This is a genomic window from Microcoleus sp. B7-D4, from assembly GCF_036705125.1.
Taxonomy (GTDB): Bacteria; Cyanobacteriota; Cyanobacteriia; order Cyanobacteriales; family Microcoleaceae; genus Microcoleus.
In genome coordinates this window covers 1-12,702 of sequence record NZ_JAUBTT010000151.1, presented here as the reverse complement: position 1 = coordinate 12,702, position 12,702 = coordinate 1, and the positions used below count along the sequence as shown (strand labels likewise).

Annotated in this window: 9 protein-coding genes; 5 read left to right on the top strand and 4 right to left on the bottom strand. The window is 45.5% G+C overall.

The annotated features are described in order from the left end of the window. The 3 genes from QUB12_RS34760 to QUB12_RS34750 all read left to right on the top strand — a co-directional run. A partial coding sequence (locus tag QUB12_RS34760; protein WP_333310705.1) for a transposase occupies positions 1 to 354 on the top strand: 354 nt, incomplete at its 5' end. 181 nt (positions 355 to 535) lie between these two features. After that, the gene (locus QUB12_RS34755) at positions 536 to 3,082 is read left to right on the top strand and encodes an ATP-binding protein (RefSeq protein WP_333310703.1); all 2,547 of its coding nucleotides are present in this window, start codon (positions 536 to 538) and stop codon (positions 3,080 to 3,082) included. A 288-nt stretch (positions 3,083 to 3,370) separates the two neighbouring features. Further along, on the top strand, positions 3,371 to 4,048 hold the full coding sequence (locus QUB12_RS34750) for an N-acetylmannosamine-6-phosphate 2-epimerase (protein ID WP_333139584.1): 678 nt from the start codon (positions 3,371 to 3,373) through the stop codon (positions 4,046 to 4,048). 260 nt (positions 4,049 to 4,308) lie between these two features. Here the strand turns inward: QUB12_RS34750 and QUB12_RS34745 are convergent, their stop codons facing one another. Then, on the bottom strand, positions 4,309 to 4,668 hold the full coding sequence (locus tag QUB12_RS34745; protein ID WP_333231078.1) for a phage holin family protein: 360 nt from the start codon (positions 4,666 to 4,668) through the stop codon (positions 4,309 to 4,311). Positions 4,669 to 4,892: 224 nt separating this feature from the next. Between QUB12_RS34745 and mrdA the strand changes: the two genes are divergently transcribed. Further along, a complete protein-coding gene (gene mrdA / locus QUB12_RS34740; protein ID WP_333310701.1) occupies positions 4,893 to 6,707 on the top strand; it encodes a penicillin-binding protein 2 in 1,815 nt (604 codons plus the stop codon). Between the two features lie 96 nt (positions 6,708 to 6,803). Here mrdA and QUB12_RS34735 read toward each other — a convergent pair whose 3' ends face one another. Both QUB12_RS34735 and QUB12_RS34730 read right to left on the bottom strand, forming a co-directional pair. Next, on the bottom strand, positions 6,804 to 6,968 hold the full coding sequence (locus QUB12_RS34735) for a hypothetical protein (RefSeq protein WP_333139587.1): 165 nt from the start codon (positions 6,966 to 6,968) through the stop codon (positions 6,804 to 6,806). A gap of 195 nt (positions 6,969 to 7,163) precedes the next feature. Next, the gene (locus tag QUB12_RS34730) at positions 7,164 to 7,664 is read right to left on the bottom strand and encodes a pentapeptide repeat-containing protein (protein ID WP_333139589.1); all 501 of its coding nucleotides are present in this window, start codon (positions 7,662 to 7,664) and stop codon (positions 7,164 to 7,166) included. A gap of 368 nt (positions 7,665 to 8,032) precedes the next feature. Between QUB12_RS34730 and QUB12_RS34725 the strand changes: the two genes are divergently transcribed. Next, positions 8,033 to 8,974: a pentapeptide repeat-containing protein gene (locus QUB12_RS34725; protein WP_333139591.1), complete on the top strand. Its 942-nt coding sequence runs from the start codon at positions 8,033 to 8,035 to the stop codon at positions 8,972 to 8,974. A gap of 146 nt (positions 8,975 to 9,120) precedes the next feature. Here the strand turns inward: QUB12_RS34725 and QUB12_RS34720 are convergent. Further along, on the bottom strand, positions 9,121 to 12,702 hold a 3,582-nt coding region (locus QUB12_RS34720), incomplete at its 5' end, for a DNA/RNA non-specific endonuclease (RefSeq protein WP_333301171.1).

The window sequence follows — 12,702 nt, the reverse complement described above, 5'->3', positions numbered from 1 at the left end:
GCAAGAGGTACTCGCAAGCTCAATTCTAAGTCGGCGAGAGCAATGATGACTTGGGCATTCTATCAGTTCTCCCAAACTTTAGAACATCTCTGTAATCGTTACGGTTCGAGATTGGTTAGGGTAACTGAGGAATATACTTCCAAAACTTGTACGAAATGCGGTCATATTCATAAAAAATTGGGTAGCTCTAAAACTTTTAGATGTCCTAACTGTGGTTATGAAATGCCCCGTGATTTTAATGGCGCTCTGGGAATTTTTCTCAAAGCTTTGTGGGATACCACCATACTTTCAGACCTGTCTGATGAGTGTGCTATATTCAGATTTTCACCGATTGTCGGGGATTGTCGGGATTAAAAGTATCAGGACAACTATAGGGAGAAATTAGCTCTCTCATCCTGGGGCCTTCTATTACCTACTTTCTGACTACTGTCATCTCAACTTGTTGGACCGGCCGCGCCTGTTGTGCCCCAGGTTCCTTCCTCACAACAGAGGCATTCATATTTTGTTCTTTAAAACAACCGGGAAAATATCTAGATTGAAACCAAAAACCTTAAATCGGACTTTGCCGCTAGCAACCTTTGAGGCTGCTTACCAGTTGTTACAGCAAATGGCTGAAATCCCAGGGGCGATTTGGCTCACCGACGATGCCGCTGATTCTCAAAATCTGGAAAATTCGTCGGAAAGGTTTGCAGCAGTAGTATCAGAGCATTTTAGCGCCCTGCTGCAGGGCAATCTATTAGATGAGTTCGCAACCAACGGACACAAGCACAGCGAAAAAAATCTCCATTCGCAATTGAATGTGCAGTTGACTTTCGACCCCGGGGCGATCGCCAATTTCCTGTCTCCCCTCGCCGACAAACTCGCAGAAATAACGCCCGCACCCTCGTGGCAAATTGACATTCCCGCCCTCAAACAAGCAATTAAAAATATACAGCCCAACTCGGCAGTTCTCCAAAGCGAATTCACCCTAAATTTGCTGGATATTCTCGCTGCCAATGCCAGCCCAAATAATCGCCCGCCCCTACACAGCCAAACAGAAATAGAGGGAAAATCCGCACCCAAAGTTATAGATCCCGAAACACTACAAAGCCAGATTGCCGAAGCCGTCAATCAATTACAAATTGCCAGTCCCTGCATTTCATTTTGTCAGCCAGTGGAAGATGCTTTGCAGCAACAGCTTGAACAAGAGCGACTTTTGAATCAGGTGACAACTCAAATCCGCCAGAGTTTGGAATTGCCTGTAATTTTGTCAAAAGCAGTCGAGCAAGTGCGAGAGTTTTTGGAGGTCGATCGCCTGTTAATTTATCAATTTGAAAAAGTGCCAGCGCCGCACAATGGCGAGTTAGCTAAAGAAATACCTGCGGCGGTTTCGGGGTCTGGCGAAATCCAAGAAAATTCCGCGTCTTACTTGTATTTAGGTCGCGTTACCTACGAAGCTTTAGCCAACGATGCTATCTCGTCTGTACTGAATTTTACTGAAGACGCGCAGTGTTTTACCCAGGGAGTCATTGACCGAGAGAAATATCGCAAAGGTTTGGCTTTGTGCGTCGCGGATGTGGAAACAACTTACTCTTCACAGCCTTGTTTTTTAGAGTTGATGCGACGGGCGAAGGTGCGGGCAAAGTTGCTAGTGCCGATCGTAGTTCAAGACGACTTGTGGGGGCTGCTAATTGCCCACCAGTGTACTTTTTGGGAGTGGGAAGAAAGCAAAAAAACATTTTTGCGACAAATAGCAGAACATTTGGCGATCGCCATTTACCAAGCCGAACTTTATGCACAAGTCCAGCAGCAAAAGCGCACCTCAGAACAGCGCGTAATAGAGCGCACGCGAGAACTGCGCGATGCACTGGTTGCCGCCCAGTCTGCCAGCCTCGCCAAGAGCGAATTTTTGGCAGCTATGAGCCACGAATTGCGGACTCCTCTCACTTGCGTCATCGGCATTTCCGACACGCTGCTGCGGTGGTCTTACGGCAAAGTTGGCAGTAAAGAAGTGCCAGTGCAAAAGCAGCGGCAGTACCTGCAAACTATCCGAGACAGCGGCGACCACTTATTAGAATTAATCAACGATATTTTAGATTTATCGCAAGTAGAAGCGGGAAAAGCAGTATTAAAAATTAGTGAATTTTCACTTTCTAAATTAGCTTCTCAGAGCCTGCACGCCCTCAAAGAAAAAGCTGCGGCTAAAGGCGTGGAACTGCTGCAAGAACAGCGGATAAAACAAGAGTGCGATCGCTTCATCGCTGACCCGCGCCGCTTGAGACAAATTCTCTTCAATCTTTTAGGAAATGCGATTAAATTTACTCCCGAAGGCGGGCAAGTCATCCTGCGAGTTTGGGTGACAGAAGATAAAAATCGAACGCCTGCAGTGCGGCAGCCCGGTACGGCACCTGCTGGCAGCACCGCTGTTTTTCAAATCAAAGATACCGGCATTGGAATTCCCGAAAATCAGCGATCGCTGTTGTTTCAAAAATTCCAGCAGTTAGATTCTCCCTACCGCCGCGAATACGGCGGCACCGGTCTGGGATTGGCTTTAACTAAACAGTTAGTAGAGCTTCACGGCGGTGCGATCGAAGTTAACTCTACAGTTGATGTCGGCTCTACTTTTACCGTTTTTATACCAATCCAAACTCAAAGCAAAGATGAATCCACAAAATTTAAATATGAAAAATCGAATTCATCTTTACCGCTGCATTCTTCCTCCTTGCGGGGCAGCCTCGTGCTCGTCGAAGAAGATGAAGAAACTGCCATGCTGATTTGCGATATCCTGACAGTCGCAGGAATGCAAGTGGTGTGGATGATTGAAGGTTCGGCGGCGGTGGAACAAATTGAACTTTTGCAGCCCAATGCTGCGATCGTCGCTATGCGTTTGCCCGGTATGAATGGCTGCGAAATAATTCACCAACTGCGCGAAAAACCCGCTACTGAAAATATCAAAATTCTGGCCTTAAGCGCTAATGAAATCCCCGCCGATCAGATATCTTTCGTGACGGCGGGAGCTAACGATTGTTTGGCTAAACCGATTCACCCTGAGCAATTGCTGGACAAAATTATTTCTTTAATGGCTGGGATTGGTAATGGGTAATACAATTTTAGATTTTAGATTTTAGATTTTAGATTGGGGAATGACCACTAATTTCAAAGGTGGTACCCGCCACGTGATTTATCCGTGGAATCAATCCAAAACCGAAAATCGAAAATCACTTATTGCCCCCGCATTTATCCGTGGGGTCGCCTCTAAAATCTAAAATCTAAAATCTAAAATCGATTGACTCATTGGATATAGGTTGGGATATGGTCTACAGTTACATTCTTTTTTTGAACTGGTATAATTTGTAATTCCCAATTACCAATTCCCCATCCGCAATTCCCCATGATTAATTGTCAAATTCCTACAGGATTAATTGTTTCTTGTCAAGCACCTGCTGATTCGCCGCTGCACGATCCGATCGTAATTGCGGCAATGGCTCGAACCGCCATCAATCGAGGTGCATCGGGCGTGCGGATTGACACTCCGGCTCACATTGCAGCGGTGCGAAAACAGATATCCGCTCCCATAATTGGGATTTGGAAGCAGCAATTGCCGGGATGCGAGATTTACATTACTCCTCGGTTTGAAGACGCGCGGGCGATCGCCGCTTCTGGAGCCGATATTATCGCCGTTGATGCTACTCTGAGAAACCGTCCTGCTGGCGGCGAAGATTTAAAGACATTAATCGCGCAAATTCACAGCGAATTGGGTAAATTAGTGATGGCGGATGTAGATACAATAGAAGCTGCGATCGCGGCAGCCGAAGCTGGTGCAGATACTGTAGCAACTACTCTTTTTGGCTACACTGCCCAGACGGAAAATTTGTCGCCGCCGGGATTTGATTTGGTTGCGGAAATGGTAGAAAAGCTTAAGGTTCCCGTTATCTGCGAAGGCGGGATATCGGGGCCGGAAATGGCTAAAAAAGCCTTGGATTTAGGAGCGGTGGCTGTTGTTGTGGGGACAGATATTACTGGGATCGATCTTAAGGTGACAGCCTATAAGTCGCTGATGGGGAAGTAAGTTCGGCAACGGATTCGCTCGACGGATGTAACGGATGTAACGGATTGAAGGAAGTTCGGCAACGGATTGTTTAACGGATGTAACGGATTGAAGGAAGTTCGGCAACGGATTCGCTCGACGGATGTAACGGATGTAACGGATTGAAGGAAGAAGGGAGAAGAAATATTCAGCGATAGAAATCGGTTGTAGGCACAGGAAACGCGCCAGCTAAGGGTGGGAAATATCGGGCGATTTCAATCGCCCTTTATCAGGGGAAGTTGCTAAATCAGCGCGCCGTTGATAAAGCTGCTAACTACAGCCAAGGCGATCGCCCCCAGTACCGCGCTCCAAAGACCCATCCGCAAGCTAAATCCTTCAACTAGCTTCGCAGCCGAGGCAAAAACAATCACGTTTATTACAAAAGCAAACGCGCCAGAAAGCAATCCCAGCGTCAGCAAGTTCGGCACGAAAAAAACTGCTTTCAGAATTGGCAAAATTAAAACATTCAACATTCCCAAAACCGCAGCGGAAATTACTGCTTTCGGTGTGCTGTCAATTTCTACGCCGATCGGGAGTTGAGAAATTAGCAGCAAGCTGCTGCCCGTCACCAGCCAAGCAATCAAAAAATCGATCGGTTCCACAGCGCCCCTACCTCCTTAACAGTTGAATTGTCAGAAAAACCTGATATTTAACATATATCTTATATACCTTAATTAAACAATCCGGCTGATTCGTCTGCCAATCGACAGAATTTATGTCTGTTACTAAAGAGTTAGAAGTTATAATCCCTGTAATCATCTGCCCAATCATCCGGATGGGGCCCGTATCAACCTGTTAGTTGAATAAAAAGAGCAGATTAATTAATATGGCTGGCGATTTTTCTTTTAACTCTAAAGTCCGATTCGACAAAAATGGCTTGGACAATGCTTCACGGCAACGCAGCCGATCGCTCCAAGTTATGATTTTTATGCTGCTCGTCACTACCTTGATGGCGCTACCAATATTTCGTCTAGCCGAATTGCAACTGGTACAGGGAGCCTACAACCGACAGCGGGCGGAAAATAACCGCATTCGCCCTGTTTCAGTCCCAGCGACTCGCGGTCAAATTTTAGACCGCAACGGCAAAATTTTTGCGGCCAGCCGCGTATCTCGATCGGTCTATGTGTGGCCAAAAGAGCGATCGGCCAAGGAGTGGCAAGAGATCGCCGCTACACTGGGCCCGATCGTCAAACTGCCCGCGGCCGAAATTGTCAAAAAAATCGATGCCGCTGGCTACAGATCGGCCCTGCCAGTGCGAATTAGTAAGGATATCGATGTAGGTACTTTCGTCGCTTTGGGAGAACAAGCTAATAGTTTGCGGGGAGTGGAAATTCGCGTAGAATCGAGCCGAGACAATCCCCACCAGCAATTAGCAGCTCACCTTTTGGGATACGTCGGCGAAGCTAGTTTAGAGCAATTAAAAGCTAATCCTGCATATCCGATGGGGATGCTCGTGGGTCAAATGGGAGTTGAAAAATTAGCCAATTCAACTTTAGAGGGCGTTTGGGGAAACCGTTTAATCGAGGTGAATGCTAAGGGCGAGGAAATCCAAGATTTAGGTGTCAAAGACCCTATCCCCGGCAAACCGGTGCAGCTAACTTTAGATTTAGATATGCAGAAAACTGCAGAAAAAGCTTTGGGCGATCGCCTGGGTGCAGTTGTCGCGATCGACGTAAAAACCGGAGCTCTTTTAACAATGGCTAGTTGGCCGACATTTGACCCCAATATTTTCACCCGCAAGGTGACTCAAACAGAATGGGATCGACTGCAAGGGCCAGAAAAACCGTTTTTAAATCGAGCCGTTCAAGGTTATCCAGTCGGTAGCACTTTTAAAATTGTCACTGCTATAGCGGGGATGGAGTCGGGCAAGTTTTCTCCTGACTCGACTGTGGCTACTTCTTCTTCAATTACGATCGGCGGAATTTCTTTTAACGAACACAGCGGCGGTTACGGCGTTATCGGTTTCCGCGATGCTTTAGCCTACAGCAGCAATACCTTTTTCTATCAAGTAGGTATGGCTGCAGGCCCCGAACAAATGGCAAAAGCGGCTAAAGCGATGGGCATTGGCGGTACTATTAATTTAGACCTTTTGGGGTTGGAATCCGCCAATCACGGTCAAGTTCCGATACCAGCAGAGAAACAGAAAATGTATGGTGAAGATTGGTACGTTGGCGATACAGTAACAATGTCGATCGGTCAAGGTTTGGTACTTTGTACTCCCTTAGAATTGGCTGTGATGGTGTCCACTGTTGCTAATGGCGGTTATCGAGTTCAGCCGCATTTATTGGCTTCTCAAACCAACACTCCTATTACCAAAAAAGTTCCCACAGGTATTAAGCCTGCAACTTTGAATGTTGTTCGCCAGGGATTGATTGACGTGGTGAAAAAAGGTACTGGCAAACGCATGAATGATGGTACTATTCCTTTAAGTGCTGGTAAGACTGGGACGGTGGAAATGCCCGGTCATCCTGACAATTCTATGTTTGTGGGTTTTGCTCCCGCTGACAAACCCGAAGTTGCGATCGCAGTTATAGTTGAAGGCGGCGGATTTGGTTCTGTATCGGCGGCACCAATTGCTCAAGAGGTATTCCGAACCTATTTTCAAAAGCAGGGCTTTAAGCCTACTAATAAGCCTCTCTAGTCATTAGTTAATAGTTGACTCTTGGCTGTTGACTGTTCTCAGTTTGTCCCATACTTCGATCGCACTATCCTTGATATCTTGGAAAAGTGCGATCGATCAAAAGTTTTCCCCTACCAATCGTCTCACTTCCACGGTCGATAAATTCATCATTTGCGCTACCTGTTCCAGACTCATTCCAGAATTTAATAGTTGAGTTACGAGCGATCGTAAAGCTGACTCCGCTGCCAGTCGTCCCAGGTTTTCTTCCTTGTAAGTCTTCAAAGGGGTAAAAGGCGGTAAAAGGGCGGTCGGCTAATATTGCTCTTTAGTAAATGCAGTATTAATGAAGATGAAGATTAGTTCAATGTTATTAAAAGTCAAGAGCCTGGTAGGCCTAGCAAGTTTTCCCGCCTACGTTGGTTGATTTAATAATATAAAGAAAGTTCACGAGCCGCTGTAACAGGGGCTCCAAGTGAATTAATAGACACAAATACCTAGACGTTGGCACCCATCATTCCTCTCACTGCCATCGGGCATAATAGTGTGGCAGAAAATACATTCTTGTTCCAGCCAGTATTCGATGTCTACACCGGAAGCACCGAACAAATTAGAGCGATAGAAGTTGGTCTTCTCCACCAGGGTTTCATCCAACTCGGCACGTACCAAACAAGCATGAGTCAAGTCAGCTCGATCGAGGATCGATTGAGCCAGGGTAGCTCCATCCAAGCGGGTATGTTGCAGGATGGCGTTCTCCAGAGAGACTTCAGCCAATTCGGCTCCAATCAGGTAACTTCGAGAGAAGTCAGTTCCAATCATCGAACCCTGCAGAACAGCCCCGGAAAAATTGGCATCGCTCAAGATTGCTCCTTGGAGATATGAGAACGCACTAACACGAATTCCAGCAAAGTTTCGCTCCCCAGCAGCATAACGTTCGAGCAATTCAGAGGCACTCATTTCAGTAAATAGCGATCCTTTCATAGGTCGTCTTCTCTTAATTCTCCATTACTCAATAATAAGGTAAACTATTAGTCCGATGTTGACACTTGATAGGCTCTGGAAAGACACCGGATTCTTGCTTCTGTGGCACTTATCTATACAGAAGTTCCCCTCAACCGCCCATAAAATCAAGGTAGCAGGTGGAGGGTGATATCAAATCCGGTTAAATGCACATAGTTCAGTAGGGGCAAACCCCCCGTGGTTGTTCCCTCGGTACTGTGGTTAATCTTTCCGGGTTTGATATGAGGAATAGTTAAAGGAACTGTAATGTGTTGAATATTTAGATAGGTCCCTACCTATTTCATAATAGTTCTGCTAAAATTAACTAATATTTTATATGAAAAAAAACCGTGGTGGACGAAAAAGAGTCAACGAGAATCTACGACCTGCAAGAATTACGGAGACGGTATATAGCTGGAGAGAGAAATTTTTCGGGTTTCGATCTGAATAATTTTCATCTCTCCGAGTTTTTCCTGGTTGATATCAACTTGATCGGTGCTAATCTGGAAGACGCTAGTTTGGGGGGGGCTAATTTAATTAATTCTAACTTGAGCCATGCTAACTTAGAAAGAGTATGGCTGGATCAATCCTTACTGATTAAGGCAAAATTGAGCAATGCCAATCTCAGGAATGCTAAATTGGTTAATGTTGACTTGACTGGTGCCGACTTAACAGGTGCCGACTTGACGGGTACCGACTTGACGGGTGCTGTGCTGATTGACACTAATTTGACTGATGCCAATTTGACGGATATTAAAACAACAGAGCAGACTATTTTTCATCAAGTGACTATGCCTGACGGCAGGATTCAAAACGATTTAAACAGAACGTTGTCTGCTGAAGAATTGCTCCGGCGCTATGGCGAAGGCGAGCGAATTTTTCAGGATAAAATATTGCATCGTGTAGATTTGAGCGGTGCTGACTTGCGTGATATTGACCTGAGTCGTTCTCGCTTAAGCTATGTCAACTTTAGTTGTGCTTGTTTGGAAAATGTTGGCTTGGGAATGGCTATATTTTCTGATTTCAGAAATGCTCGATTTAGTCGGGATGAAGATTGGTTGGGTGTCTATTTTTTTTATTGCGATTTGAGAGAGGCTAATTTATCAGGAGTTGACATGAGTTATTCTCAATTCATAGGAAGCAACTTTTCGGGAGCTAAAAATTGTCTTTCTGGTGGTCTCCAAGGAGATGTATTCTTTTACCAGACTACTTGGACAGATGGAGAATTTATCCAGGGTCCAACGAGTGCTACTTACCACTGGCGTGGTGAGATTAGGGAGGGTGAATTTTAAATTGTAATAATTAGTCGTAGGAGTTACATCTGTTTCAAAAAACAGGACTTACGCAGAGCATTGAGAAAATTGTAATGTTTTGAACATTTAGATATCTCCCCAACCTATTTCATAATAGTTCTGCGTAAATCCTGAGCAAGTCGGACTTAGGGAGGTGGTGGAAACGAGAAATCGCTCTGTTGTTTAATTCGATTGCGAACATCTTCAGGAAGATTTGACAAAAAGTTAAAAACCGTGTCAGAACCCTGAGTATTCAGAAGATTTTCAAGCTGATCGATAGAAATCTTCCATGTATTAGGTCTTCGCCATTGTTCAGCACTTGTTATAGGCTCGCGGTTTTCACCTAACAGTTGATTAAGTGGGTTCGGGACTGCTGGTTGCCCGTTCCAGTCCGTGTAAGGTTCTGGTATATTGGGCGTAATGTATGTGTAACTGCCAAGAACATCTTGTACCCCAAAACTTGATTGATTGGAAACTAAGATTGTTTTCCATGCCCACCCAGGAATGCGAATTCCGTTAGCTTCTAAATTTGTAGGATCTGTATTTCCTTGATTGGGCGCTTCCGTAAGTAATTCAGGTGCTCTAGTTTTTGGCTGGATAGACCAATTCTGTTCTTTAGTATCAAAAACACCAGCAGTAATATCAAGTTTTTTGTTGTAATCAAAGATTAGCTGCTCAACTAATTTTGATTCAATTCTAGACCATGCAGGCGAAATATCTGGGTCTAATCTACCTCTGTTATTGGGGAAAAGTCGGTTATTGTCGAGCGCTTGCGGGATTAAGTTTGTGCTTAGGTAGGTAGCCTGAGCATCTTTCTCATTTCTGTTTCTATCTTGGTTAGGGATAAGATGACCTCTATCCAAACCCGTTCCTGTATACATTATCCCATCAATTCTAGGCCAGCTCGGAACTTGAGGACTACCAGGCAAGCCTGGATCGGTTATGAATGGAGTATTTGTTCTTCCCTCAACTCGATTTCTCCAAGAGCTGTCAACTTTCCAACTTACCCAGTTAGGAAGCCCAGTAACGGCATTATAAGATGAGGAATACTGAGGTTTTTCAAGCAACAAATTGGTTTGATATGGATTTTGCTCCGGGGCTTTAATATCCCATCTTGCTTCAGTTGGATTTCCCAATCTCAGGTGGTCGCTCTTAAAGAAGACATTATCTATGAAAACATGGTCTCCTCCTTCTAATTCAAACTTCAAAGTAGCTGGTTGCCCTCGGTAAAGCTGTGTCACTTCATCAGGAGTTTGCAAGTTAAGCTGGAAAGTTTCAAAACCTTCTCCACCAAATCCAATCTTATTAGCATTACCTAAGTAGATATTAGTAGCCAGATCGAGCTTTTCTGGGGTATTGACATTTTCGTTGCGGTTGAAAGGGAGTTTTTGCAAATTGCTTTTCAGGTCTATTGTGGTTTTTGCGATCTCTGTACCTGTTGTCGTTTCCAACGTGACCTTCAGGTTTCCTTTTTTGACAGGAGCATGAACATCAAAGCGTAAATTTCCCCAATCGGGAACAACAAACCGATTGTGAACAATTTCTTTGACTCCGTTGGCTCCTAGTTTAAAGGCATAGTCTGTTTCGCTTTTTCCTTTAATGGACTTTACGTCCTCCAAATTTTGAACCAAATCAATATTTGGATTTTGTTGACCGTTGTGGAATGACCACCCAGGTAGCGCGTTAGAAATAGTTCTGCGAACCTGGCTCAAATTCCCCCCAAACGGATCGGTAACAGCATCAAAATTGCCATTAAAAAGAGTCGGAACACTAGCATCGCCGCGCATTCTGGTGCTGTAAGTATTGTCAAAACTTAGCGGCACTCGCGGCTGCGTTTCTGGCCGCAAACGTTCACCGCCACCATTTATAGAATAAAACCATCCAGTCCCAATTCCTTCCCAAGGAGCCTCAGCGCTACCTTGGACAAAGTTTGCTGCTGTATGATCTGGGGTGTACCAAGGATTGACGCGGTTGGGATTGGTATCGTAGAAGTCGGCATCGAACAACACCTCGTAACCTCCATCGCTGCGGCGGCGGTAAACTGGATCTTTGAGCCAATCCACCGCATAGCTGGGTTGCGACTCCGTTAAACCCAGATTCGCACTGCCGGAATACCAATTGAGAACTCGTCCGTGAGTAGCGCCTAAGCCACCCCCAATTACCGGAATAGCATCGGTTTGTCGGCTGAAGCCAGCCCGACTCTCAGCATAGTCCGTTTCCCTAGAACGAGTTCCCAGAAATTCGACTACATCGGGGACACCGAGGAGATTGCCATTTGCATCTTTGGGAAACTGAAGTCCGGGTTGATTGCTAGTATCTTCTGGTGGCAGAAGGTCAGGAATATTTCGACCGTTCGGAGTAAACGACCCCAAACCACTCGGATCGGCTGTAGTTTGGTAGTAATTATCGGCAAATGTAATGCCTTCCCAAGTCTGCACCTTGGGTTCGTAGAAGTTCCTAAACCCTCCAATCCCCACCAGCGAAAGACTCTCCTGATCGAAGTCGTGGGGGTCGATTGTTGTCACTTGAAAATCACGGCCGAATTGATTTGTTCCGCCTGCATTGGGGAATGCTGTCAGCAAGCGCTGCACAATTTCACTATTAACAACTGTGCCCCGACTGAAGCCAATAAAGTGCATGGGGGAACTCAACAAGTCTCCTTGGTTGCGAATTAGATTGCCTTTGCTGTCGTAAAGACTCACCAGATTCCCTTGAGAGTCGCGCTGTCCAATACTTCCTCCCAAAGCCTGGTCTAGCTGTACTAACGATGCGTAGAAAGCATCTGCTGCACCTTCTGTAAAACCAGAATCAGGAACACTTGACTCATTGTTTTGAGCCCAATCAGGCAGCAGCACTAAAGATTTGTCGCTGTAATTGTCAGATATGTAAGTAGCTAATTGTTCGAGGTAATTTGTTGTGGTTTCTGGATTTTGACCTGCGGGGAAGTCTTGCATCACAGCCCCATATTTATCCACAGGAACCCAGAAACCTGTACCCTTATCGTAGCGAATAATCAAACCCCCACCCCCTGCATCCGCGATGTTGTTTGCGATGTCAAAAAAGTTAGCGGGAATTACTGCTTCTGTAACTATCGGAGGTGTAAAACCGTGAGTGAGAACAGTGACGCTTCTGAACGGAGAAAGAGAGCTTTCTAGTTGTGTATTAAACTCCCCAAAATCAAGATTGCGCTCTCCCTCAGCGTTTATTGCTTCGACAGCCCAATAATAGGTTTGACCTGCTGTAAGAGTCCGGTCTGGATCGAGGGTAAAATTGTTGTTATCTCCAAACCTGTCACCTCCATTCCAAACCCAGCCACCCGAAGGCTTCCAAGTTGCTGTTAGAATGCGGTTGGGATTAAAGTCATCAAACTCTTGCCACGGAGAACTCAAAAATTGTCTTTTTTCCTCTTGAGTTAGGTTGGAATTGGGCAGCACTTCCGATAAATTGACAACTTGGTCCCAAGGCAACAGACCCTCACCTTCTGGGAAGGTACTTACAAACAAATTAACTTCGCGTATTTGGGAATCAGGAATGCTGAAGTTCCAGTCAAAAGTCGGAGTCAAGTCATTTATTGTATTCTCACCTGGCCCAATTAAATCCAACCAATCCAGCGGTGTCGCAGCCAAACCGCGAGAGTTAGTCGCAGAAACAGGAGCTCGCTTGCTACCAGGCGGCACGCCGTAAGTATACTGGCTGTTCGCATCAATCAGAATCTGGAAGTCAGCAGC

Bases quoted from the DNA above. Each gene is read 5' to 3' on its own strand.
- QUB12_RS34730 (WP_333139589.1), bottom strand. From the start codon at position 7,664: ATGAAAGGATCGCTATTTACTGAAATGAGTGCCTCTGAATTGCTCGAA.
- QUB12_RS34750 (WP_333139584.1), top strand. From the start codon at position 3,371: ATGATTAATTGTCAAATTCCTACAGGATTAATTGTTTCTTGTCAAGCA.
- mrdA (WP_333310701.1), top strand. From the start codon at position 4,893: ATGGCTGGCGATTTTTCTTTTAACTCTAAAGTCCGATTCGACAAAAAT.